This is a genomic window from Acidiferrimicrobium sp. IK (assembly GCF_025499425.1).
Lineage (GTDB): Bacteria > Actinomycetota > Acidimicrobiia > Acidimicrobiales > Palsa-688 > Acidiferrimicrobium.
The window spans coordinates 291,285-315,018 of record NZ_JAIMCB010000003.1 but is presented as its reverse complement, the minus strand read 5'-3'; the positions used below and the strand labels follow the sequence as shown (position 1 = coordinate 315,018).

Genomic DNA, 23,734 nt, shown 5'->3' with positions numbered 1-23,734 from the left:
GCAGGAGATACACGATGGCCATCGACTACACCTTCGCCCCCGAGATCGAAGCGGTGCGCGACCGGGTGCGGGAGTTCGTCGACACCGAGATCAAGCCGGCAGAGGAGGATCTGCGCAAGGACAGCACCGGCGACGAGCGGGCCGATCGCCGGGCGCTGATCGCCATGATCGCCATGCTGCGAGGCCGGGCCAGGGAAGCCGGGCTGTGGTTGCCGCACATGCCCGAGGAGTGGGGCGGGATGGGCCTCGGGCCGACGGCGATGGCGGCGGTGTCGGCCGAGGCGGCCAAGTCCAGCCTGGGCCCGTTCATCATGAACTGCCAGGCGCCCGACGAGGGCAACCAGCACACGCTGCTGCACTGGGCGACCGACGAGCAGAAGGAGAAGTACCTGCGGCCGCTGTGCGAGGGCACCGCCCGCAGCTGCTTCGCGATGACCGAGCCCGAGGTGGCCGGCTCCGACCCGACGCTCATCCAGACCCGAGCGGTGCTCGACGGCGACGAGTGGGTGATCAACGGGCACAAGTGGTTCATCTCCGGCGCCCGCCGGGCCAGCTTCGCGATCCTCATCGCCCGCACGGAGGACGCCCCCGACATCCCCCAGGCGGCCAACACCGCCTTCCTCGTCGACCTGCCGTCGGAAGGTTGGGAAATCGTCCGGGACGTCGAGACCATGTCGGGCAGCCACAACCACTGCGAGATCCGGATCACCGACCTGCGGGTGCCGGCCGGGAACATCCTCGGGGGGCGCGGGCAGGGGCATCTCCTCGGCCAGGCCCGCCTCGGCCCGGCCCGCCTGGCCCACTGCATGCGCTGGATCGCGCAGTGCGAGACGGCGCTCGACATGATGGTCGAGCGGGCCTTGTCCCGCTACGCCCACGGCTCGATGCTGGCGGACAAGCAGGGCATCCAGTGGCTGATCGCCGACTCCACGATGGAGCTCTACCAGTCCAAGCTGATGGTCCTCCACGCCGCCTACCGGATCGAGCAGGGCCTCCCGTTCAAGACCGAGGTGTCGATGGCCAAGCACTTCGTCGCCAACAGCCTGTGGCGCATCGTGGACCGGGCAGTGCAGGTCCACGGCGCCCTCGGGTACTCGACCGACACGCCGCTGGCCGGGATGCTCCAGCAGGCCCGGTGGAGCCGCTTCGCGGACGGCGCCGACGAGGTCCACCAGTGGACCATCGCCCGCAACGCCATCGCCGCGTTCCAAGAGGACGGCACCACCCGCCGGGCCACCGGCGATCTGCCTCTCTGAGCCCAGGCGGGCCGGCCCCTCCTCGGCGGCCGGCGCTGGGCAGCTACTCCTTGGCGACCAGGCGCTCGAGGAGGGGCACGGCTCGGGCGATGATCTCCCGGTCCTCCTCCGACAGCTCCTGCAGCCGGGCCGCCAAGAACAGGTCCCGCCGGGTGCGGGTCTCCTCCAAAAGCGCCCGTCCCGCGTCGGTGATGACCAGGCGCGCGACTCGACGGTCGGCGGCGTCGGTGCGGCGGGCCACCAGCCCGCTGTCTTCCAACCGGGCCGCGATGCGCGTCATCGACGGCGGCGCCACCCGTTCGAAGGCAGCCAGCTCTCCGAGCGACAGCTCTCCGTGTTTGTTGATCGACGACAGGGCGGAGATCTGCGACGGCGTGATCTGCCCGTTGGCCTCCTGCCGGAGGCGGCGCGACAGGCGCAAGACGGCCAGGCGTAGCTGGCTCGGGAGGGTCACCGCCATCCCGGGCGGGTCCTCGTGCCCGGGCGTGTCGACCGCTGCGGACGGTTCCATCTCTTCCATGGTAGCGACCTTTAGCTCAGCAAACTATTACCCCCCTCCGATGGTCCCGGTTCCCGCCGGCATGACAGGATGGACGGGTGCCGATGCGCGAGGACTGCCGCCACTTCCAGAGCCGCAGCTACGCCACCGGCGAGGTGGCCCGCTTCTGCGTCCTCAACCTGGCGCCCGAAGCGCCCTGGCGCTGCCCGGAGAAATGCAGCCGCTACGAGCGCGACATCATCGACGCCACGTTCGTGGTCGGCTCGTTGGTCCGCCCGCCGGTGGAAGCCGAGCCCGACGACCCGCCCGGCGACATCGCCGCCGTCTTGGACCAAGCCGACGCAGTGGTGACCGCGGCCGGGCCCGAGATCCTCGCCGAGGTGCAAGCCGAGCGCGAGGGCAAGCGGTGGTGGCAGGTGTGGAAGCGACGCGACGACGGCGACGGGTTCCGCCTCTCCAACAGGTAGCAGGCGTGCCCGCTGTGTCCACCGGACGTCGTTGTCCTTGACGGCGCGGGTCGCGAGCGGTCGCACGCGAGTCGGTCGCGCCGCGGCGCCACGCGCGTCGCTACCCGGCGGCCGCGGCCTGCGCCGCTTCGGCCGGTTCCCGCTCGGCGTGGCGGCGCTCGCGCTGGTCGGCTTCGCGCTGGCCGGGTGTGGGGGCTCCGCCGCCCCGGTTCGGTCCCCCTCGACCACGCAGGCGGCGGGATCCGCGGCGTCGCCCACCACCGGCCTGGCGACGGGGACGACCTCGACGTGGAGCCGGGCCACCTCGCCGACGCTGACCGTCGGCGGCGGGGCCACCTCGACGCTCAGCGCGCTGCAGGCTCCGGCCCAACCCGGCGACGACTGGCTGGTCGCGGGCACGAGGACCACCGCCGAAGGGACCTCGACGGCCACCGTCTGGACGTCACCCGACGCCTCCACCTGGACCGCCACCGCGCTCACCGGGCCGGGCGTCGACAGCACCGCCGCCGCGGTCACCGTCTTCGGCAGTCGCACGGTGGTGGTCGGCTCGGTCGGCGTCGGCGCCTCCCGGCGAGCCGCGGTCTGGGTTTCGGCGCGTAGCGGCGACCCCTTCGTCGCGGTCGCGGACCAGCCGGCGTTCGCCGCCACCGCCAGCGACGCCAACGACGATTCCGCTTCGTCGCCGGCGCCCACCGCGCTCGGCGCCGAGATGCACGTGGCCGGCGCCGGCGCGCTGGGCCTGTTCGCGGCGGGGACCGTCGACGGGCACCAGGCGATGTGGTACTCGACAGACGGGCGCCACTTCACCCGGGTGGCCGGCGCCGAGCGGCTGATCAACGGCGCGCCGGGCGCTGACGTGCGCAGCATCCTGGTCACGCAGGCCGGGGTGTTCGCTGCCGGTACCCGCCGTTCCGGGGTGGCAACGGACGGGACCATCTGGACGTCGACCGACGGGCTGCGCTGGGCCCAGGAGCCCGACGCCGGACAGGCGTTCAGCGGCGGTGGCGACTACCGGATCTCGGCCATCACCGCGATGGTCCGGGGTACCGCCACGATCTACGAGGCGGTTGGCGCGGTCAACAACAACGGCACTTGGGCGCCGGCGTCGTGGATCTCCCCCGACGGGTTCAGCTGGAGCGCGCCGTCGCTGTCGTTCCCGATGGAGGCGGCCCGGCCCGATCCCGATGGCGCCGCCGTGGACGCGGTGTCGCCCACGTCCGGCGGCCTGGTCGCGGTCGGCGGCGGTGACGGCATCGCCCTCGCTTGGACGTCGGTGGACGGGCGGAGCTGGACCCCCCTCGGCCTGCCCGCCTCGGCGACCGCGGCGGCCTGGCATCCCGGCCTCGTTGCCACCGACGGCGCCACCACGCTGATCGCCGACCCCGACGCCGGGGTCCCCCGCCTGCTGGTCGGCACCGGAGCGGTTCCGCCCGCCGCGACGGCCGCCACCCCCGTGTCGTGGAGCGAAGCGACGGGGTCGGCGGCGGTGTGGGGGACGCCGAGGGCCGAAGCCAAGCCGGTCTCGTTGGTGCGCGCCGGAGGCACGCTGCGCCTCGTCGTCGATGTCACCCAGCCCGGGCAGCTCCTCGGTCAGGACCAGGCGTCGGTGGTGGTGTTGGAGTCCTCCGACGGGTCGTCTTGGTCGGTGGTGCCGACCGGGAGCGTTTTCAGCGGGGCTCGGGTGGCGCAGGCCATCGCCTGGGGTGCGGCTGGTGACACCGGCACCTCGACAGCCGGCGGCGGGGCGACGGTTGGCGGGGCGACGGTTGGCGGGGCGACGGTTGGCGGGGCGACGGTTGGCGGGGCGACGGTTGGCGGGGCGACGGTCGGCGGAGCGGTCGCGGTCGGGGCACAGGCGGCGACCACCAGCCTCCTGGCTGCCGGCCAGCCCCAGGGGGAGGCGTGGCGCCTGGCGTCCAACCCGGCGGCGTCGGGTCCAGCCGCCGGAGACCTCTCGTGGGTGCAGGCCACGGCGATCAACGGCGCGTTCGGGACCGGGGGCAGCCCCACCAGCCTCAACGCGCTGACCCGCCTGGCGTCGGGATCTTTCGTCGCGGTGGGGACCGGCCCGGCGGCGGCCAACGCCGGACCGGGCGGTCACCCCCTGGCTTGGACGTCTGCCACCGGCGCCGCCTGGACCCTCGCCGGCGGCCTGGACCGCTCCCCGTCCCTGCTCGATGAGACACCCCGAGGCGTGTGCAGCGGCCCGGATGGCGCCGTGGCGGTCGGGGTCGGGGCGCTCGCCGGCCCCGGCAGCCGGGCGCTGGCGTGGACCAGCCGGAGCGGATCGGCATGGACGGCGGCATCGGTGCCCGCAGCGGTTACCGGCGGCGCCGACAGCATTGCCGGCTGCTCCCCCACGGCGGTGACGGCCGCCTCGACGCCGGCGACGGCACCCTCTAGCACCGCACCCTCCACCGCTGCTTCGACCACCGCGGTTTCGACCAGCGCGCCAGCCAGCACGGGGACCTCGGGCGGCCTGGTGGCCTGGGGTTCGACCACCTCAGCCGACGGCACGCTCCACCCGACCCTGTGGCGGTCCCCGACCGGCGCAACCTGGACCGTCCAGAAGGTGACCGCCTTCAGCGATGCGCCGGCGATCGGCCTCCGCTCCCTCGCCATCTCCGGCCAGTCGTGGTTGGCCGCCGGCGGGTCGGCCTCGGCGACCACCGACACCGCGGCCGGCGCAGGCCTGGGCTTGTGGACGTCCTCCAACTCCGGGGCGACCTGGAGCAGGGTCGACACCGGCGCCACGCCGTGGCAGACGACCGGCACCGCCTCCCTCGACCAGGTCGCGTGGCTAGGCGCCACCGCAGTGGTCGCCGGGACGGTCAACGGGCAGCTAGCCGTGTGGGAGTCCACCGCACCGGCCGGCTGACCCGCCACCGAGCCCGCCGGCCGGCGCCTGCCGGCCCCGGGCCCGCCGGCCCGGCGCTCACTCGACCAGGCTGCCCGCCTCGGCGAGAGCCCACAGCCGGGCGTACGGGCCGCCGGCGAGGAGCAGATCGTCTGGGGAGCCGTCCTCCACCACCACGCCGTGGTCCATCACCACTACCCGGTCGGCGCGCGCCGCGGTCTGGAGGCGGTGGGCGATGAGGATGGTGGTCCGGCCGTGGGCGACGACGCCCATGGCCCGGCTCACCCGCTCCTCGGTGGCCAGGTCCAGGTTGGAGGTGGCCTCGTCGAGGAGGAGGACCGCCGGGTCGACCAGCTCCGCTCGGGCCAGCGCGATCAGCTGCCGCTGCCCCGACGACAGCGAGCGGCCCCGCTCGCTCACCACGGTGTCGTAACCGTCGGGGAGGCCCCGCACGAACGCGTCGGCGCCCACCGCGGCCGCGGCCCGCCGGACCTCGGCGTCTGTCGCGTCGGGCCGGCCGTACGCGATGTTGTCGCGGAGGGTGCCGGAGAACAGGAACGCCTCCTGGGGTACGTACCCGAGCTGCTGGCGCAGCGCCTCGAGGTCGATCTGGCGTAGGTCGATCCCGTCGATGCGCACCGCGCCGCCGGTCGGGTCGTAGAACCGGGTGACCAGCTTGATGATCGTCGACTTGCCGGCGCCGGTCTCACCGACGAGGGCCACCGTCTGGCCTGGCTCGATGGTCAAGGTGACGCCTCGAAGGGCTTCTTGACCCTCGGGGCCTCCGGGATAGGAGAAGCGCACCGCGTCGAACGACACCCGCCCCTGCAGGCGGGGCGGACGGACCGGCTCGTCGGGCAGCTCGACGAGCGGTCGCTGGGCCATGAGCGCGTTGATCTGGGCGACCGAGGCTCCGGCTTGCTGGTAGGAGTCGAAGGTCTGCGACAGCTGCTGGATCGGCGAGAAGAACACGTCGAGGTAGAGCAGGAACCCGACCAGCTCGCCGGCGGTGAGCGAATGGCCGCGGACGAGCGCCGAGCCGACGGCCAGCACCAATATCCCCGCCACGTCGGAGAGGAACTGCACGAACGGGAAGTAGGTGGCGACCAGTCGCTGGGCGCCCAGCCGGGCCTCTAGGTAGCGGGCGGCCAACGAGTGGAAGTGGTCCTGGTTGTGCGCCGAGCGGTCGAACGCGTGGGTCTCGCGGACCCCCGACAGGCTCTCTTGCATGGTGGCGTTGACCACCGAGATGCGCTCTCGGGCGGAGCGGTACGCCCGGCCCGACAGGCGCCGGTACGCGACCGTCGCGCCGGCGAGGGGGACCACGACGCTCATGGTCGTCAAAGCCAGCTCCCAGTTCCACACCGCGAGGGCGACCCCCACCCCGACGAAGGTGAACATGGCGACCAGGGCGTTGATCAGACCGGTCTGCAGCAGGGTGGACAGCGCGTCGACGTCGGTGGTCATCCGGGTCATGATCCGCCCGCCCATCTCCCGGTCGTAGAAGTCGACCGACAGCCGCATCAGCTGCGACCAGATCCGCACCCGCAGCGCGAACAGCAACCGCTCGGCGGTGCGGCCGGTGACCAGCACTTGAACCACGGTGTCGATCAGGTCGGCGGCGGTGACCGCCAGGAAGGCGATCGACGCCGCGGCCAGCGCGGTCCCGGACGCCTTGGCCACCCCGTCGTCGAGGCCGGCCCTGATCAGGACCGGCCCGGCCAGGGTGGCCAGCGCGTCGAGCAGGACCAGCGTCAGTCCGAGCCCGAGCTGACGGCGGAAGGGACGGACGAAGTGGCGCAGACTGAAGTCGGGGTCGTAGGCCCGCTGCCCGTCCACGTCGATGTCTGGGGTGTCGGTGGCGGGGGCCAGCGCCGCCACCTTCTCGAGCAGGTCGGGGGTGGCGGCCAGCCCGCCCATCCAGTTGCCGGGGCCGCCCATCGCCGCGCCGGCGCCGGCCCCGGCCGCCGGGGCGACGCGGGCGGGGGTGGGACGGACGCGCATGACGGGATCGGCGGCACCGGGGCGGATCGGGCCGTCGTCGCCCGAGCCGGCAGGCATCCCGTGGCCCTCCCCCGGCTCGGGCCCCTCGGCCAGCTCGTCGCCGGGGCTGGCGAGCAGCCGCCGGTAGGCCGGACAGCGACCGATGAGGGTCTCGTGGCTGCCCTGGTCCAGCACCCGCCCACCGTCGAGGACGACGATGCGGTCAGCCAGGCCGAGCGTGGAGCGCCGGTGGGCGACGAGCAGGGTGGTGCGCCCGGCGAGCAGGGCTCGCAGCGCGTCGTGGATGTCTTCTTCGGTCTGGGCGTCGACCGCGCTGGTGGCGTCGTCGAGGATCAACACCCGCGGGTCGGTGAGCAAAGCCCGGGCCAGGGTGACGCGCTGGCGTTGACCGCCGGAGAGGCTCATGCCGCGCTCTCCGACCACGGTGTCGTAGCCGTCGGGCAGCGCCTCGATGAACCCCTCGGCGCGAGCGGCGCGCGCCGCGGCTTTGACCTCCTCGTCGCTGGCATCGGGGCGGCCGAAGGCGATGTTGGCCCGGACGGTGTCGGAGAAGAGGAAGCTCTCCTCGAACACCACTCCGATCTGCCGGCGCAGGGACGTGAGGGTCACGCTGCGGACGTCGACGCCGTCTACGCGGACCGTGCCGTGGCTGGCGTCGTAAAAGCGCGGCACCAGCATGGCCACCGTCGACTTGCCCGAACCCGACGCGCCGACGATCGCCACCCGTTCTCCGGAGGCGATCGACAGGTCGAAGTCGTCGAGCACGCGCCGGCCGTCGCGGTACTCGAAGCTGACGTGCTCGAAGGTGATCTCGCCCCGGACGGGCGGCAAGACGTCGGCGTCGGGAGCTTCGTCGACGGTCGGGTCGACGGCTAGGAGGTCGAGTACCCGTTCGGCGCCGGCCCGGGCCTGCTGGCCGACGAGGAGCACGGCGGCGAGCATCCGGGCGGGGGCGCTCAGCTGCGCCAGGTAGGTGGAGAACGCCAGGAACGTGCCGATGGTGATCCGCCCGTCGATGGCCAGCCACCCGCCGAGGCCGAGCACCGCGACCTGGCCGAGGACCGGCACGGTCTGGAGCACCGGCTGGTAGCGGGCTTGCAGCCGCACCGCTCGCAGCCGCGACCCGTAGAGGGCCCGCGCCTTGGCGACGAGGTGGTCGACCTCTCGCCGCTCCTGGCCGAAGCCCTTCACCACCCGGATCCCGGTTACGCCTTCCTCGACGACGACCGCGACCTCGCCCTCCTTCTGCTGGGCGTCCCAGTTGGCGGGGAAGGTCTGAGCCCTCATCCGGTACGCGGTGACGATCATCACCGGGACCACGGCAAGGCTGATCAGGGCGAGCATCGGCGACAGGACGAACATGACCGCGATCGACACCACGAGCAGCAACACGTTGCCGCTCATCATCGGCAAGAAGGCCAGGAGCCCTTGGAGCAGGCCGACGTCGGAGTTGGCCCGCGACACCAGCTGCCCGGTCTGCAGCTCGTCGTGGCGGGCGAAGTCGAGGCGCTGCAGCTGGTCGTAGATGGCGTTGCGCAGGTCGTATTGCACGTCGAGGCTGACCCGGCCGCCGACGAAGCGGCGGACGTAGGCCGCCACGAAGTTGACGACCGCGGCGCCGGCGAGCAAGGCCAGCCACGGGGCCAGCGGCGAGCGGTGGTGGATGATGACGTTGTCGACGACTTGGCGCTGGATCGCCGGCGCCGCCGCGGTCACTGCGCTGCCGACCAGCGCCGCCCCGAACGCCAGGACCACGTTGCGCCGGTAGGGGGCCAGCCACGGCGCCATCCGCCGGATCCATCCGGGGCGGCGGGCGTCCCGCCCGGGCTGGCCGCCGGCAGCCGACGGCGGGGCGGTGGAGCTCAGCGACATGTCGTTACCCAGGCTAACGGTCGCGGCCGGGTACCCGGCCGGCCAATCACCCCGCCGGGGCCGGGTCGGCCGCGGCGGCCAGCACCGAGAGGATCTCCTCGCCGTACTGGTCGAGCTTGGTCGGGCCGATGCCGTCGATCCGGCGGAGCGCGACGAGGGTGTCGGGCCGGGCGGTGGCGATGGCCCGCAGCGTCCGGTCCGAGCAGACGATGAACGGGGCGACCTTGTCGGCCCTGGCCCTGCCCGTGCGCCACGCCCGCAGCGCCGCTTCGGCCGCGGCAGCCTCGGGGGCCAGGTCGGCGGGCGCCACGAGCAGGGCGTCGCGGCCGTGGACGCTGACGGTGTCACCCCAGCGCACCCTCAGGGACGATCCGGTGTCGAGGCTGACCAGCGCGCCGTCGGCGTCGGTGGAGCCGATGGTGCCGCTGAACCCTCCGGGCACCGTCAGCGCCAGGCCGACCCGGGCCTCGAGCGGCTTGGGGCCTCCCGCCGAGGGCCGCCGGGCGGAGGAGCCCCGCCCGCCGCTGGCCGGCCCGGCCGACGCTGCACCCCGCGCCGGGGTAGCGGGCCCGGTTCGGGCCGGCCGGTGGGGCGCGGACCCGTCGAGCTCGGCGAGGAACGGCGACGGACGCTCCGCGTCGGCGAGCACCACGGCGGCGTGACGGGCTCGGGTCACCGCCACGTGCAGGATCCGCCGCTCCTCCTCGTCGTCCTCGGCGAGGCGGTGCGGCAGCAGCCCGGCGGTGACGCCGTAGACCACCACCCGGTCCCATTCCATGCCCTTGACCCGGTGCACCGTGGACAGCGTCACGCCGGCGGGGTCGGCGGGTCGCTCCAGCTCGGAGCGGACCCACTCCTCGAGCGTGCCCGGATCGGGGTGCAACGCCGCCACCTCGGCCAGGGCGTCGAGGTCGTCGAGGTGGCTCGACCCCTCCCCGCCGCGGCTGGCGTCGAGGAGGCCCATCGCGCCGCCGAGGCCGATCTGGTCGCGCACCACCCCCAGCAACGCGGCGGCGGTGGCGCCGCGCCGGTCGGCCTCCGCTCGCAGGACCACGAGATCGTCGACCAGACGACCGACCTTGGCGGCGTCCTTCTCGGGGAGCGAGGATGCGACGCCCGCCAGGTTGTCGAGCGACCAGCGGCTCCGGCGACGGACCCGGTCGGAGAACCACGGCGGCAGCCCTCTGCTCGGGCGGCGGAGGATCTCGATCAGGTCGGACGCGGCGATCCGCTCGTCGGGGGCGGTGGCGATGCGCAGGTAGGCGAGGGCGGCCCGCAGCCCGGTGCGCTCCAGGATGTCGACCCGGACCGTGGACGCGACGGGGACGCCGGCCGCCCCGAGCGCCACCGCCGGCGCCAGGAGGGCGGAGTGCACCCGGGCCAGCACAGCCACCTGATCCGGCGACGCGCCGTCGCTCAACCACTCCCCGACCTGGGTGGCTACCTGCGCCGCGCCCTGGCCGCCGCCGTGGCGGCGCACCTGCAGCGCCGGCGCCTCGGCCGGCGACTGGCGGGCAGCCCGGATGGTCTTGGCCACCCTCCGATGGTTGTAGGACAGCAGCGACGCAGCTGCGCCGACCACGTCGGGAGGGCAGCGGTAGTTGACCTCCAAGGGGTGGTCGCCGGCGCCGGGGAACAGGGCGGCGTAGTCGATCAGGAAGGCCGGGTCGGCGCCGGCGTGCCCGTAGATGACCTGGTCGTCGTCGCCGACGCCGAACACGTCGCCGACCGGGCCGGCGAGCAGCCGGAGGAGCAGGACGTGGGCTGGAGTCAGGTCCTGGAACTCGTCGACGAGAAGGTGGCGGCAGGTCAGTTGAAGTCGGCTGCGAAGGCCGCCGTCGGCGAGGAGAACCTCGATCGCGGCGTAGATCTGCTCGTCGAAGTCGACCGTGCCGGTGGCGGCCATCTCGGCGCGAAGTCCGGTGAAGACGACGCCGAGCCCGGGAACGTCGTCGCGCTCGGCCTCCACCTCCTCGGGGTCCACCAGCGCCAGGCGGACCCGCGACAGCGCCTCGAGGTAGGGGCCGACCGGGTCGGTGTTGGCCCGGTGCCGGCGGCTCGGGGCGAGGCGGTCGACCAGCCGGCGGACGTCGCGCTCGACGAGAACCTGCGGGGTCCGGCCCCGGGCCTGCCCGAGCACCCACAACCCGAGCGAGTTGAGGGTCCTGGTCTTGGGGCCGAAGTCCCGACAGCGTAGGTCCAGCTCCTCCTGGGCCTTTTTGTTGTAGGCCACGGCGAGAATGGCGTCGCGCTCCCAGCCGCGGTCGACCACCAGGTGGCGTAGCCGTTCGGTAAGGACCCGGGTCTTGCCCGACCCGGCGGGGGCGATGATGCGCGCCGGCCCCCGGGCGTGCCCGACGGCCCGCAGCTGGTCGCCGGCCAGCTCCGCGCCAGGAGGACGGACCGCGGACGCGACGGTCAGCTGGCCGCGCTCGATGCTCTCGCGGTGCACGACGGCCAGCCCGTCGAGGAGGTGGGGAAACGGCTCCCGGGGTCCGCCGTCGACCCAGACCGGGCCGACGCCGGGGATCTCGACGTCGCCGGCGGCCGTCGCGCGAAGGGGTCTGGCACCGACGCGCTGGGCCTTGCGGGCCCACCACCACGTCGGGTCGCCCCCGTCGCGAGCGTCGTAGGTGTTGGCCCACACCAGGAACTGCAACTCCTCTTCCCAGAGGCGCAGGCCCGGGTCGAGGGTCCACGGCTCCACCTCCAGCGACGGCGGGGCCCGGAAACGGGCCGGGTCGACGCCCAGCTCGATGACCACCGGCTGGCGCTGCGCCCACGCGGTCCGCAGCTCGGCGACGACCGCTTGCGGGTCGCGGAGCGCTTCCTCGTCGAGGGTGACCACCGCGGCGGCGGCCCACGGCTCGGGGACGGACTGCCCGGAGCCGACGACCACGCCGCGTCCGAGCTCGACGGGTCCCGGGGCAGCCACAGACGTCAGGCTACGGGCCGGGTGCGACGGCGCGACCGCCACCGGGGAAGGGTCAGGACTTCGGGGTGAACTCCAGCGACAGCGAGTTCATGCAGAAGCGTTGCCCGGTCGGGGTCGGACCGTCATCGAAGACGTGGCCCAGGTGGCCACCGCAGCGACGGCAGGTGACCTCGGTGCGGACCATCCCGTGGGTGCGGTCCTCGTGCAGCTCCACCGCGTCGGCGACCGCCGGCTCAGTGAAGCTCGGCCACCCCGATCCAGACTCGAACTTGGTGTCAGAGCTGAACAGGACCGCCCCGCAAGCCGCGCAGTGGTAGGTGCCGTCGTCGTGGTTGGAGACGTACTTGCCCGACCACGGCCGCTCGGTGCCCTTCTGGCGCAGGACCTCGTACTGCTCGGGGCTCAGCTCGGCCCGCCACTCTTGCTCCGACTTGACGACCTCAGGTGCCATGGCACCAGGGTACGGGCCGCTGGCGGCTAGGAGTCGGGGGCCGGCTGCGGGTCGGGGGTCTCCTCCGCGTTCGACACCCGTCCGGTGGGCCGGAGCGGCTCGAACAGCCGCCCCGCGGCTGCCGCGTGGCGCCCGAGGCGCTCGAAGGAACGGCCGGCCATCGCCATCTGCATCGCCACCTGGAGGTCCACCGCGCCGGAGGCCAGCTCTGCGGTGAGGGTGGAGCGCACGTCGGTCAGCACGTCGTCGCGGTCGCGCACCGCCTGGGCATGGACCCGGTCGCGCTCGCGCCACAGCTCCTCGACCGACGTCCAGGTGTCGGCGCAGCTGTCGCCGAGCTCCGCTGTGATGTCCTTGATCCGGCCGGGCAGGCTCGGGCCGATCTCGGCCAGCGCCGGCGAGGCGATGTCCGCGATGAGGTCCATGGTGTCGGCCAGCAGGGGCACCAGGCGGGTCGCGGCGAGCAGCAGGCGAAGGTCGCCGGCGACCGGCGACTGGAGGGCAATGACGGTTTCCGCGCCGCGCTCGACGCCGGCGTTGAGGTCGCTGACCAGCGCCCGCCACCGGGCCAGGTCGTCCACGACGGTGCGGTCGCCGCTCAACAGCGCGGCGGTAGCTCTCCGGATGGCCTCCGGAACGACGTCGAGGAGGGCGCCGATGGCGATCTCCTGGCGGTCCAGCTCACGGTGGAACCCTTCGCGCAGCTCCGAGGGCACTGCCCGACCCTAGCCGCGGGACTCGACATTTGCCGCCAGTAGCATCCGGCCCGATCCCCGTGACCCGCCGCTTGCCGTGACCGCTCCCCGACCGCCCCGCTTCGAGTACGACGACGTGACGGTCCTCGGCGACGACGGGCCGATCGTCGCCGGGTTCTCCGCGGCGGTGCCCGCCGACGGGCTCACCGTCCTGGTCGGCCCTTCGGGCGCCGGGAAGACCACCCTTTTGCGTCTGCTCAACCGCCTGGATGATCCCGACGGCGGAGTCGTCCGCCTCGACGGCACCGACGTGCGGGACCTCGATGTGCTCGAGCTGCGCCGGCGGGTGCAGCTCGTCGGGCAGGTGCCAGTCGCGTTCCCCGGCACCGTGGCCGACAACCTCGGTCCGGGCGCACCGGAGCTGCTCGAGCGGGTCGGGCTGCCCGCGGTGCTGCTCGCCCGGGACGCCGACCGGCTGTCGGTCGGCGAGGCGCAGCGGATGTCGCTGGCCCGGGCTTTGGGCCGCCGGCCCGACGTGCTGGCCCTCGACGAGCCGACCTCGGCCCTGGACACGGCGTCCAAGAGCGGGGTCGAGGCACTCATCCGCCGCCTGGCCGACGAAGGGCTGACGGTGGTCATGGTGACCCACGACCCGCGCCACGCCACCGACCTGGCCGACCACGTCGTGCAGGTCGCGCCCGCCCCGAGGACTGCGCCGTGATCGCCGCCCTCGACGCCGCCGCGCACGCCGCGGGCTCAGGAGGGAGCGGGACGCTCACCGGCCCGATCAGCTTCGGCGACGTCGGGCTTTCTGTGTTCCTGGTGGTCATTGCCGTCGCCGCGTCGCGCTGGCGGCGCCTCGGCCTGGAGCGGGACATGGTGGTGGCGACGGGCCGCTCGTTCGTTCAGCTCGTCGCGGTCGGCTACGTGTTGGACTTCGTGTTCGGCGGCCAGGGGTGGCTCACCCCGATCGTCTTGTCCGTGATGGTCGCCACCGCGGCGTGGACGTCCGGGAGCCGGGCCCGGCAGGTGCCGGGCTCCTATCTGGTAGCGGTCGGTGCCATCGTCGTGGGCACCGCCGGCACCCTCGGCGTGCTGGGCGCTTTTCGGATCGTGCCGCTGTCAGCCCGGGCGGTGATACCGCTCGGGTCGATGGTGATCACCAGCGTGATGAACACCACGTCGCTGGTGATGACCCGCCTACGCGACGACCTGGCGGCCAGCCGCCGGGAGGTCGAGGCCCGCCTGTCGCTCGGCCAGACCAGCTACGAGGCGTCCCTTCCCTGGCATCGCCAGGCGCTGCGCTCGGGGATGCTGCCGAGCGTGGACCAGACCAAGGTGGTGGGCTTGGTGGCGCTGCCCGGCGCGATGACCGGGATGATCTTGGCCGGGGCGTCGCCTCTGGCCGCCATCCGCCTGCAGCTGGTGGTGATGTACATGCTTCTCGGCGGCAACGCCTTCGCGGCCTTGGTGGCCGCGCAGCTGACGGTGCGGCGCCTGTTCACCCCTGCCCATCAGCTGATCCGGTCCCTGCGCCAGGTGCCCGACTGACGCGGTGGGAGGCGGTCGGGATCGGCGCCAGCGGCGCGGCCTTGGCGGCGCGGCCGGGGTCCACGATGGCCATCAGGTCGTCGCCGTCGATGATCTCGCGGTCGATCAGCAGCTCGACGATGCGGTCCAGCTCCGCCCGGTGGGAGCTGAGCAGCTCGGTGGCCCGTTCCTCGGCTTGGCGCAGCAAGGCGGCCACCTCTTCGTCGATCGCCCGCTGCGTCGCCTCCGCGTACGGGCGAGCACTCAGCCCACTTTCTCCGAGGTATCCGGGACCGTCGTTGCTGTAGCCGATCGGTCCGAGGCGGGGCGACAGTCCCCATTCCCTGACCATCCGGGTCGCCAGCTGCGTGGCGCCGGCCAGGTCGTTGGAAGCGCCGGTCGACGCCTCGCCGAGGACGATGAGCTCCGCCGCCCGTCCCCCGAGGCGCACTGCCAGCGAGTCGCGCAGGTAGCTCTCCGGGTAGAGGTGGCGTTCGGTCTCCGGTAGCTGCTCGGTGACGCCCAGCGCCTGGCCGGCGGGGAGGATGGTCACCTTGGCGACAGGGTCGGCGTGCGGCGAGAGGACCGCCACCAAGGCGTGCCCGGTCTCGTGCACCGCGACCGAGTGCTTCTCCTCGGGGAGCAGCGCGTTGGAGCTCTCCCGCCGGCCGAGCAGCAGCCGGTCGCGCGCCGCGTCGAAGTCGCCGGCCTCGATCACCGAGCGGTTGTCCCGGACGGCGTGCACCGCGGCTTCGTTGACCAGGTTGGCCAGGTCGGCGCCGGAGAACCCGGGGGTGCCCCGGGCGACGACGTCGAGGTCCACGTCCGGGCCCAGGTGCTTGTCCTTGGCGTGCACCGCCAGGATCGCCCGCCGCTCGATCAGGTTGGGCAGAGGGATCTCTACGGTGCGGTCGAAGCGTCCGGGCCGGAGAAGGGCCGGGTCCAGGGACTCCGGCCGGTTGGTCGCCGCGATCACCACCACGCCGGTGGCCGGGTCGAAGCCGTCCATCTCCGCCAGCATCTGGTTGAGGGTCTGCTCGCGCTCGTCATTGCCGCCGAAACCAAACCCGGCGCCTCGCTTGCCGCCGATGGCGTCGATCTCGTCGATGAACACGATCGACGGCGCCCGCTTCCGGGCGTCGGCGAAGAGGTCCCGGACCCGGGACGCCCCCACGCCGACGAACATCTCGACAAAGCTCGACCCGGTGAGAGCCAGGAACGGGACGTCCGCCTCGCCGGCGACGGCCCGGGCCATCAGGGTCTTGCCCGTCCCGGGAGGGCCGACCATCAAGACGCCCTTCGGGCCTACCGCGCCGGCCTTCTCGTATCGCTGCGGGTTCTTGAGGAAGTCGACGACCTCGAGCACCTCCTGCTTGGCGCCCTCGTAGCCGGCGACGTCGGAGAAACGCGTCGTCGGCCGGTCCTCGTCGTACACCTTCGCCTTGGAGCCGCCGAAGCCCATCAGACCTCCGCCGATGCCGGCACCTCCCAGTTGCTTCTTGGCCCGCCGGCCGACCCACCAGAACAACCCGAGCAGGAACACCAGCGGCAGCAGATCGAGGAGGACCACCCCGAGCGACAAGCCGCTGCTCGGGGCCGTCCCGGTGATCTGCACGTGATGGTCGGTGAGCAGGCTGCTCAGCTTGGTGTCTTGCAGCGCAGTGGGGATCTGGCTGGTGTAGTCGCCGCCTTTCACGAACGTGCCGCTGACATGACCGGTGCTGCTGATCGTGGCGGTCTTGATCGAGTCGTTGGTGACGTCGGTCTGGAAGTCGGAGAAGGTCAGGGACTTCGGCGTCGAGGCCTGGCCGCCCACCGCGGACAGCACGAAGAGCAGGATCGTCAGGACCAGGCCGACCAGCAGCAGCCACGGTCGCCACGGGGGAGGCGGCGGCGGGGCCGGCGCCGGACGGCGGTCCGACGGCGGCCCGGACTTGGCCGGTGCGGAGTAGTGGACCTGCTTGGGACTCATCGGGGGCTCCTGTCGGCGCCGTCAGCGTTGCACCATCCTGCCCTCCTTCGGTAGCTACCCGGCGGGCTGGGTGAGGTCATAGACGGTAACGCCGCCGACCGTCGTCGAGGTGTAATGGCCCTCGACCCAAGCGGCGATCTGCGACGCGACCGTCACCGTGCCGGCCGTGCCCGCTCCTCCACCGCCACCACCGCCACCACCGCCACCGAATCCACCCCCGGCGATGAAGTAGTGGATGCGGTGGTGGGTGACGTAGGCCTCGAACTGCGTCAGCGACGGCGCCGGGTCGGTGCCGTTGAAGCCGCCGATGGCCATCACCGGGTCGCCGGTCGCCAGCTGGTAGGCGGCGGCCTGCTCGGAGCCGGCGGTGGCCACGACCCAGGTGTAGGCGGACGCGTCGGCTGCGAGGGCCTTGGCGGTAGCCGGGCTCACCGAGGAACCGCCGAGCAGACCGCCGAGCATGCCGCCGAGGGAACCGCCGCGGGGACGCCCGGCAGGCGGAGTCCCCCCGACACCGAACCCGCCGGCGGACGGGACGCCCCCGCCGGACGGGACGCCCCCGGCGGGCGGGACGAAGCCGCCCCGAGTGCCCCCGAACGCCCCCCGGGCACCGCCGAACGCTCCCCGGGCGCCGAAACCACCCCGTGCCCGCCCGGCGCCGGCCGGTCCGCCGGAACCGAACCCGGACCCGGCGGGCCCGGCGGAGGGGATGGCCCCGCTGTGGGCGGTGGAAGCGGTTTGGAGGCTGTAGGCCGCCGGCGCCGCCACGCCCGCCGCGACTGCGAGCGCGCCGACGGCTCCGAGGACCGTGCCGGCCCGGCGCAGCCCCGGCACCCAGCCGAGCAGGCCGATGATCGAGAGGGCGCCGGCAGCGATGATGCCGGTCCGCAGCTCGGGGTGCCACGACGCGTCGCGCCCGAGCAGGACCCACGCCCACCAGGTCGTGACCGCCACGGTCCCGGCGAGCACGGCGCGGGCCTGCCACATGGTGCGCCGGCTCCACAGCAGCGCCACGCCGGTGGCGACCATGCCGCCGATTCCCGGGGCGAGGGCCACGGTGTAGTACGGGTGGATGATGCCCTGACCGAGGCTGAACACCGCCGCGGTGACCAGGACCCAGCCACCCCAGACGACGATGCCGGCCCGGACCCGGTCGGTGCGGGGACGGCGGATGGTCCACACCAGCCCGGCGACGAGCAGGATCCCGCACGCCGGGAGCAACCACGACGCCTGGGCGCCGAAGTCGGCGTTGAACATCCGGGTCAGCCCGGTGATCCCCCAGCGTCCGCTGGTGCCGGCCGCGCCGCCGCCGACGCTGCCGTTCTCGTTGCCGGTGAGGCGACCGAAGCCGTTGTAGCCGAAGATGAGGTTCCACAAGCTGTTGTCCTGGGACCCCCCGACGTAGGGCCGGTCCGCCGCCGGCGTCAGCTGCACCGCGACCACCCACCACGCGGCGGCGGCCGCCATCGCCACGCCGGCGACGGCCAGCTGGCCGACCCGCCTGCGCAGCCGCGGCGGGGCGGCCAGCAGGTAGGCCCCGCCGAGAGCAGGGACCACGATGAACGCCTGCAGCATCTTGGCGACGAAGCCGAACCCGACGAACAAACCGGCGATCATCAGCCACCGGGTGCTGCCCCCTTCGATCGCCCGCACGGTGGCGTACGCCCCGACCACGAGCAGCAACACGAGCAGAGCGTCGGGGTTGTTGAAGCGGAACATCAGCGTCGCGGCGGGGGTCAGGGCCAGGACCGCTCCGCCGAGCAGCGCCGGGCCGGCAGCCACCCAGCGGCGCAGCGTGGCGTAGAGCACCGCGACCGCCGCCACGCCCTCGAGGGCTTGGGGGACGAGGAGGCTCCACGAGTTGAGACCGAAGATCCGCGCTGAGATCTCCATGACCCACAACGCGGCCGGAGGCTTGTCCACGGTGATGAAGTTGGCGGCGTCGGACGATCCGAAGAAGAACGCCTTCCACGACTTGGTTCCGGCCTGCACCGCCCCGGCGTAGAAGGTGTTGGCGTACCCGGAGCGGCCCAAACCCCACAGGTAGAGCACGGCTGTGCCCGCCAGCAGCGTCAGCAGCGCCGGGCGGACCCACGCCGGGTCACTGGCGCGGCCTCGCAGCACCCGCGCCAGCCTGCCGGTAGGCCCCGCCTCCGGCGCTCGCACCGCGGGATGGTCGGTTCGGCCCGGAGGGAAGGCAGTGATGGCCATGCGGGCAGCTTCGGCGACCAAGCTCAGAGAGTCCTGGGAGTCAACGAGTAACAGCCTGAGACCGTTCCGGAGGCTGGTCGCGCCCGGCGCTGGGCTCGGCCGGGACCGGCACTCGGATGGTGAACACCGCTCCCCCGTCCGGGGCGTTGGCGACCGACGCCTGGCCGCCGTGCTCGGCGGCGACACCGGCGACGATGGCCAGTCCGAGCCCCGCACCGCCGCCGGTGCGAGACCGGTCGGCCCGCCAGAACCGGTCGAACGCGTGGATGAGGCCGTCGGGCGCCATGCCCGGCCCGTGGTCGCGCACGGTGACCTGGGCGGCGCCCCCGTCGACGCTCACCCGGACCTCGACCGGCGTGCCCGGCGGGGTGTGGCGAACCGCGTTGGCGAGGAGATTGGTCAGCGCCTGGCGCAGGTGGGCCGGGTCGCCGGTCACCTCGACAGGTGCCGGCGCGTCGAGGGTGAGGTGCCGGTCGGGCGCGGTCACTGCGGCGTCACCGACGACCTCGGCGGCGACCACGGTCAAGTCGACCGGTTCGCGCCGCGGGCTGCGGGTCTCGTCCAGGCGGGCGAGGAGCAGCAGCTCCTCCACCAGGGCGCCCATCTCCACCGAGTGCTGCTCGATGCGGCCGATGGCGGTGTCGAGGTCGACGCCGGTCGCACCCATCCGGTACAGCTCGGCGTAACCCCGGATCGAGGTCAGCGGGGTCCGCAGCTCGTGGGAGGCGTCGGCGAGGAACTGGCGGAGCCGCTCCTCGGAAGCCTCCCGGTCGGCGAAGGCCTGCTCGATGTTGGTCATCATCGTGTTGAAGGCCAGGCCCAGCTGCCCGACCTCCCCCCGACCGTCGGCCGGGCTGGCTCGCCGGCCCAGGTCCCCGCCGGCGATGGCCCGGGCGGTCATCGTGAGGCGGGTCAGCGGGGCGAGGCCCCGGCCGATCACGACCAGACCGCCGGCGGAGAGGGCCAGGAGGACCAACACGCCCACCACCACTTCCAGCTCCACTAGGTGCTGGAGGCTGCGGGTCACGTCGTTTAGCGGGATGGCGGTCACGACGTAGCCGCTGTCCGCCGCCGGGGGGAACGTCACCGGCGTCCGCGTAGCTCCGGGCGATGCGGTGGTGGTCGGTTGGGCCGCTTGTCGGCCGTCACCGTTGGCGCCGCCGGGCGGGGCGCCGGGCTGGAACGGCGGCTGCACGAGGACCTGGAAGCTGCCTGAACCGGACACCGCATCCACGGTCAGGAACCGACCGTGGGAGCCCGGCGCGACGGTGAGCACCGCCGGCAGGGCCGGGGCCGGGCACCTGGTCGTGTAGCACGACACCAGCTTGGAAGTGCCGCTCACCACCGCCCCCGACTGCGTGCGCAGCTGCACGTAGCTGCCGGGCGGGAGGTTGTCGTCGCCGCCTTGGCCTTCGGTCGAGGAATGGCCGTCGCGGAACACGTAGCGCAGCAGGCCGGGGGTCGCCGACTGCAGCTGACTGTCTACGCGCTGGTACTGGGAGCGGCTGTAGAGCTGGTAGGTCACCAGGGCGAAGACCCCGAGGCCCAGCGCGACGAACACCACCTGGATGGTCAGCAGGCGGCGGCGCAGGTTCACGGGTCGCCTCGCGGTTCGCGCAGCGCGTAGCCGACTCCTCGGACGGTGTGGATGAGCGCGGGTCCGCCGGCGTCGACCTTGTGGCGCAGGTAGCTGACGTAGGTCTCGAGGACGCTGGCGTTGCCGGCGAAGTCGTAGTCCCAGACGTGCTCGAGGATCTGCGCCCGGGTCAGGACCCGGCGGGCGTTGAGCAGCAGGTAGTGCAGCAACCGGTATTCGGTGGCGGTCAGCTCGATGCTCCGGTCTCCCCGCCACACCTCCCTGGTGTCCTCGTCGAGGACCAGGTCGGCGAACTGCATCCTGTGCTCCGCCGGCGCCGACGCGGTCGAACGGCGCAGTACCGCCTGCACCCGGGCCACCAGCTCCTCCACGCTGAAGGGCTTGGTCACGTAGTCGTCGCCGCCGAGATCGAGGCCGGCGATCTTGTCGGCGGTGGTGTCCCGGGCGGTCAGGAAGATCACCGGCACCCGGTCGGCGCCCCCGTCGGTCTCGCGGATCCGCCGGGCCACCTCGAAGCCGTCGAGGTCGGGGAGCATCACGTCCAGCACGATCAGGTCTGGACGGCTGCGGCGCACCTCGGCCAGGGCGTCGCGGCCCGTGGCCGCGGTGGTCACGTCGAACTTGGAGTAGCGCAGCCCGAGGCTGACCAGCTCGGCGATGTGCGGCTCGTCGTCGACGACCAGTACCCGTGTCATTGCGAACATCTTGCCGTCTCGGCCGCCTCCGCTCCGGGGCGCTCGACCGCCGGCTCGCGAAACAGCACCCGGTCGCAAAGCAAGAACTGCGCCACCCAGAGCATCCCGAACGAGGTCACGTTGGCCGCCAGGACCACCGCCACCCGCAGCAGCCGGCCGAGACGGGCGTATCGGAGGAGCTGGCCGACGCGTCCGTGTGCCCGTTCAGCGGCGGCACCGAGGGTGGTCATGACGCCATGGTGGACGGCGACCCTCCGAAACCCCTGAGAACCCGATGGGCATGCGCTGGGTGCGGCATGCCAGTCCCCTTCGAGCCGCCGGGCGCCTCCCAGCCGCCGGGCGCCTCCCAGCCGCCGGCGACTCCCAGCCGATTCCCAGGGACGTCCCAGAGCGACCACAGCCGCGGCGAGCAGGGTGTCGGTCATGCTCAGCGAACCTCTCCAGGACGACCGTCGGGGCCGCTCTTCCCGCCAGGCCACCGTCGAGATCGTCGTGCCGGTGTACAACGAGGAGCGCAGCCTGGCCCGAAGCGTGCGGACCCTCCGCTCCTACTTGGACCAGGAGTTCCCGTTCGCGGCGACAGTCACCATCGCCGACAACGCCAGCACCGACGGCACGTGGGACATCGCGTCGCGCTTGGCCGCCCAGCTACCCGGCGTCCGGGCGCTGCACCTGGACCGCAAGGGCCGCGGCAACGCCCTCAAGGTGGCGTGGGGCCAGAGCACCGCGGATGTGGTCGCCTACATGGACGTAGATCTGGCCACCGACCTGGATGCCATTCTCCCCCTGGTCGCCCCGCTCGTCTCCGGCCACAGCGACATCGCCATCGGCAGCCGGCTGGCCCGGGGCGCCCGCGTCGTGCGCGGCCCCCGCCGGGAGGTGATCTCCCGCGCCTACAACTTGATCCTGCGGGCGACGGTACGCAACCAGTTCACCGACGCCCAGTGCGGGTTCAAGGCGTTACGAGCCGACGCGGCCCGGGAGCTTCTGCCCCTCGTGGAGGACGGCGGCTGGTTCTTCGACACCGAGATGTTGGTCCTCGCTGAGCACAACGGGCTGCGGATCCACGAGGTGGCCGTCGACTGGGTCGACGACCCCGACTCGCGCGTTGACGTGGTCGCCACCGCGGTCGGCGACCTGCGGGGGCTGGTGCGGGTCAGCCGGCGGCTGGCGGCGGGCCGGGGTCGCACCGGTCGTCAGCCTCGCTCGGCTCTCGAAGCCGGGACCCGCTTCGCGCAGATCGGCGGCCTGTCGACGCTGGCCTACCTCGTGATCTACCTGGCGCTCCAGGCTCCTCTCGGGAGCCTGGCGGCCAATGCCGTCGCTTTGACGTCGTGCGCGCTGGCGAACTTCGCCGCCCACCGCCGCTACACCCTCCCCGACCAGGCCGGGTTCGGGCGCGGCGACCGGTTCGCGGCGGCCAGCGCGGTGGCGTGGGCGGCGGCGTTGACCCTGACCACCGTTGCGCTGGCGGTGTCGGCGCTCTTCTCGACCTCCGTGCTGGCGTCGCTGTTGGCGGTCGTCTGCGCCAACGGCGTGGTCAGCGTCGGGCGCTTCGTAGCGGTACGGGCCGTGCTGTTCCGCCGGCACCTCGACACCCTCTCTCTCAGGGGGCGCCCCGGCGCGCCGGCTAGGAGACGGTGACCAGGGTCCCGTAGTAGTCCAGCGGGTACATGACCTGGGCGTGGTCGGGCGGCAGCTCCACGCACCCGTCCGACTGCGGGTAGCCGTAGCCGGCGCGCACGAAGCCGTGGATGGCGTCGCCGCCGTTGAAGTACGCGACCCATGGGATGCCCGGATCGACGTACTTGGTGCCGTCAGGGTTCGTGCCGCGCATGGTGGTGGTGACGAACCGCTCGTAGACCGGGAAGGTACCGGTGGCGGTCGTCGCGCCGGGGACCCCGGTGTTGGCCAGGCTGGTGTAGATGATCTTGCCGCCCTGCCAGACCGAGAGCGTCTCGGGCGACGTCTGGGTGACGGCGATGTAGTCGTAAGGCCGGGGGTCGACCTGGTGGCCGGTCACCGCGTTCGCCAGAGCCGCCCACACCTCCGGCCCGGCGAGCCCGTCGATGGCTAGATGGTGGTCAGCCTCGAACGCCATGACCGCGCCCCGGGTGATGCCGTTCGCCTGTCCCTCGGTCCACTGTGCGGCGAGGGTGGCCGGGACGTTCGGCGACGCCCACGCGAAGCTGCCCTGCTGGTCGGCGCCCGGGAGGGCGACGGTGGACCCTGCGCTCGACGCCGCGGTCGGGGTGAAGCTCAAGGGCAGGTAGCCGAGACTGGCGAGGACCTGCTGCAAGCGCAGCATCGACGGCGCGCCCGTCGACCAGGTGGCGCTGACCGGCGCGGCCAGCGCGCCGCCCTGCCGGCTGCGGATCCCGGCGGGGACGGTGACGGTCATACGCGCGTAGGGAGCCCAACCCCCCGACGGGGTGAAGGTCATCGTCGACCCGGACTGGGCCCAGCTGCCGGGGACCGCTGGGCTGATCGCCGGTGTGGGCGAGGCGGGGGCGACAGCGGAGGAGAACGACACGGTCACCGGCGTCGTGAACGCCACCGCGGTGGCCGCCGGCGCCGGCGTGATCGACGCGACGGTCAGCGCCGGCACCGTCGTGGTCGGCCGGGCCGAGGCGAGCGATCCGGGTGCGCCCGACGGGGAGGTCCCCGTGGCGGTCCCCGACGAGCCGCACGCC

17 protein-coding genes are annotated in these 23,734 nt (G+C 73.2%); 6 read left to right on the top strand and 11 right to left on the bottom strand.

All coding sequences use genetic code 11. The annotated features are described in order from the left end of the window. The first annotated feature begins 14 nt into the window (after positions 1-14). Positions 15-1,256, top strand: a complete 1,242-nt coding sequence (locus tag K6U06_RS07090; RefSeq protein ID WP_262321209.1) for an acyl-CoA dehydrogenase family protein — start codon at positions 15-17, stop codon at positions 1,254-1,256. 43 nt (positions 1,257-1,299) lie between these two features. Here K6U06_RS07090 and K6U06_RS07085 read toward each other — a convergent pair whose 3' ends face one another. Further along, positions 1,300-1,767: a MarR family winged helix-turn-helix transcriptional regulator gene (locus K6U06_RS07085; protein WP_262321208.1), complete on the bottom strand. Its 468-nt coding sequence runs from the start codon at positions 1,765-1,767 to the stop codon at positions 1,300-1,302. 86 nt (positions 1,768-1,853) lie between these two features. On the opposite strand from K6U06_RS07085, the gene K6U06_RS07080 reads away from it, so the two are divergent. Both K6U06_RS07080 and K6U06_RS07075 read left to right on the top strand, forming a co-directional pair. Continuing rightward, positions 1,854-2,222, top strand: coding sequence for a hypothetical protein (locus tag K6U06_RS07080; protein ID WP_262321207.1), 369 nt, complete (start codon positions 1,854-1,856; stop codon positions 2,220-2,222). Between the two features lie 148 nt (positions 2,223-2,370). Beyond that, a complete protein-coding gene (locus K6U06_RS07075; protein ID WP_262321206.1) occupies positions 2,371-5,100 on the top strand; it encodes a hypothetical protein in 2,730 nt (909 codons plus the stop codon). A gap of 57 nt (positions 5,101-5,157) precedes the next feature. On the opposite strand, the gene K6U06_RS07070 is transcribed toward K6U06_RS07075, so the two are convergent. From K6U06_RS07070 to K6U06_RS07055, 4 genes are read right to left on the bottom strand one after another with little or no spacing between them, the layout of a single operon-like run. After that, entirely contained in the window at positions 5,158-8,955 is a 3,798-nt protein-coding gene (locus tag K6U06_RS07070; RefSeq protein ID WP_262321205.1) for an ABC transporter ATP-binding protein, read from the bottom strand. 46 nt (positions 8,956-9,001) lie between these two features. Further along, the gene (locus K6U06_RS07065; protein WP_262321204.1) at positions 9,002-11,890 is read right to left on the bottom strand and encodes an ATP-dependent DNA helicase UvrD2; all 2,889 of its coding nucleotides are present in this window, start codon (positions 11,888-11,890) and stop codon (positions 9,002-9,004) included. A gap of 52 nt (positions 11,891-11,942) precedes the next feature. Further along, the gene (gene msrB / locus K6U06_RS07060) at positions 11,943-12,341 is read right to left on the bottom strand and encodes a peptide-methionine (R)-S-oxide reductase MsrB (protein WP_262321203.1); all 399 of its coding nucleotides are present in this window, start codon (positions 12,339-12,341) and stop codon (positions 11,943-11,945) included. Positions 12,342-12,367: 26 nt separating this feature from the next. Beyond that, the gene (locus K6U06_RS07055) at positions 12,368-13,057 is read right to left on the bottom strand and encodes a hypothetical protein (protein ID WP_262321202.1); all 690 of its coding nucleotides are present in this window, start codon (positions 13,055-13,057) and stop codon (positions 12,368-12,370) included. A 76-nt stretch (positions 13,058-13,133) separates the two neighbouring features. Here K6U06_RS07055 and K6U06_RS07050 point away from each other — a divergent pair, with 76 nt between their 5' ends. Together K6U06_RS07050 and K6U06_RS07045 are read left to right on the top strand one after the other, a co-directional pair. After that, the gene (locus K6U06_RS07050; protein ID WP_262321201.1) at positions 13,134-13,757 is read left to right on the top strand and encodes an ATP-binding cassette domain-containing protein; all 624 of its coding nucleotides are present in this window, start codon (positions 13,134-13,136) and stop codon (positions 13,755-13,757) included. Next, positions 13,754-14,587, top strand: coding sequence for an ABC transporter permease (locus K6U06_RS07045; protein WP_262321200.1), 834 nt, complete (start codon positions 13,754-13,756; stop codon positions 14,585-14,587). The genes K6U06_RS07050 and K6U06_RS07045 overlap by 4 nt, the downstream gene beginning before the upstream one ends. Here the strand turns inward: K6U06_RS07045 and ftsH are convergent. From ftsH to K6U06_RS07020, 5 genes are read right to left on the bottom strand one after another with little or no spacing between them, the layout of a single operon-like run. Beyond that, positions 14,538-16,538: an ATP-dependent zinc metalloprotease FtsH gene (gene ftsH / locus K6U06_RS07040; protein ID WP_262321199.1), complete on the bottom strand. Its 2,001-nt coding sequence runs from the start codon at positions 16,536-16,538 to the stop codon at positions 14,538-14,540. The two genes, K6U06_RS07045 and ftsH, sit on opposite strands and share 50 nt — an antisense overlap. A gap of 54 nt (positions 16,539-16,592) precedes the next feature. After that, the gene (locus K6U06_RS07035; RefSeq protein ID WP_262321198.1) at positions 16,593-18,749 is read right to left on the bottom strand and encodes a glycosyltransferase family 39 protein; all 2,157 of its coding nucleotides are present in this window, start codon (positions 18,747-18,749) and stop codon (positions 16,593-16,595) included. A gap of 40 nt (positions 18,750-18,789) precedes the next feature. Then, positions 18,790-20,346, bottom strand: coding sequence for a sensor histidine kinase (locus tag K6U06_RS07030; RefSeq protein WP_262321197.1), 1,557 nt, complete (start codon positions 20,344-20,346; stop codon positions 18,790-18,792). After that, positions 20,343-21,041, bottom strand: coding sequence for a response regulator transcription factor (locus K6U06_RS07025; RefSeq protein ID WP_262321196.1), 699 nt, complete (start codon positions 21,039-21,041; stop codon positions 20,343-20,345). The genes K6U06_RS07030 and K6U06_RS07025 overlap by 4 nt, the downstream gene beginning before the upstream one ends. Next, on the bottom strand, positions 21,038-21,271 hold the full coding sequence (locus tag K6U06_RS07020) for a hypothetical protein (protein ID WP_262321195.1): 234 nt from the start codon (positions 21,269-21,271) through the stop codon (positions 21,038-21,040). The genes K6U06_RS07025 and K6U06_RS07020 overlap by 4 nt, the downstream gene beginning before the upstream one ends. A gap of 193 nt (positions 21,272-21,464) precedes the next feature. On the opposite strand from K6U06_RS07020, the gene K6U06_RS07015 reads away from it, so the two are divergent. Further along, a complete protein-coding gene (locus tag K6U06_RS07015; RefSeq protein ID WP_262321194.1) occupies positions 21,465-22,685 on the top strand; it encodes a bifunctional glycosyltransferase family 2/GtrA family protein in 1,221 nt (406 codons plus the stop codon). Here the strand turns inward: K6U06_RS07015 and K6U06_RS07010 are convergent. Beyond that, a complete protein-coding gene (locus K6U06_RS07010; protein WP_262321325.1) occupies positions 22,672-23,598 on the bottom strand; it encodes a L,D-transpeptidase family protein in 927 nt (308 codons plus the stop codon). The two genes, K6U06_RS07015 and K6U06_RS07010, sit on opposite strands and share 14 nt — an antisense overlap. Positions 23,599-23,734 lie beyond the last annotated feature (136 nt).

Bases quoted from the DNA above. Each gene is read 5' to 3' on its own strand.
- K6U06_RS07020 (WP_262321195.1), bottom strand. From the start codon at position 21,271: ATGACCACCCTCGGTGCCGCCGCTGAACGGGCACACGGACGCGTCGGC.
- K6U06_RS07035 (WP_262321198.1), bottom strand. From the start codon at position 18,749: ATGGCCATCACTGCCTTCCCTCCGGGCCGAACCGACCATCCCGCGGTG.
- ftsH (WP_262321199.1), bottom strand. From the start codon at position 16,538: ATGAGTCCCAAGCAGGTCCACTACTCCGCACCGGCCAAGTCCGGGCCG.
- K6U06_RS07090 (WP_262321209.1), top strand. From the start codon at position 15: ATGGCCATCGACTACACCTTCGCCCCCGAGATCGAAGCGGTGCGCGAC.
- K6U06_RS07025 (WP_262321196.1), bottom strand. From the start codon at position 21,041: ATGACACGGGTACTGGTCGTCGACGACGAGCCGCACATCGCCGAGCTG.
- msrB (WP_262321203.1), bottom strand. From the start codon at position 12,341: ATGGCACCTGAGGTCGTCAAGTCGGAGCAAGAGTGGCGGGCCGAGCTG.
- K6U06_RS07015 (WP_262321194.1), top strand. From the start codon at position 21,465: ATGCTCAGCGAACCTCTCCAGGACGACCGTCGGGGCCGCTCTTCCCGC.
- K6U06_RS07085 (WP_262321208.1), bottom strand. From the start codon at position 1,767: ATGGAACCGTCCGCAGCGGTCGACACGCCCGGGCACGAGGACCCGCCC.
- K6U06_RS07070 (WP_262321205.1), bottom strand. From the start codon at position 8,955: ATGTCGCTGAGCTCCACCGCCCCGCCGTCGGCTGCCGGCGGCCAGCCC.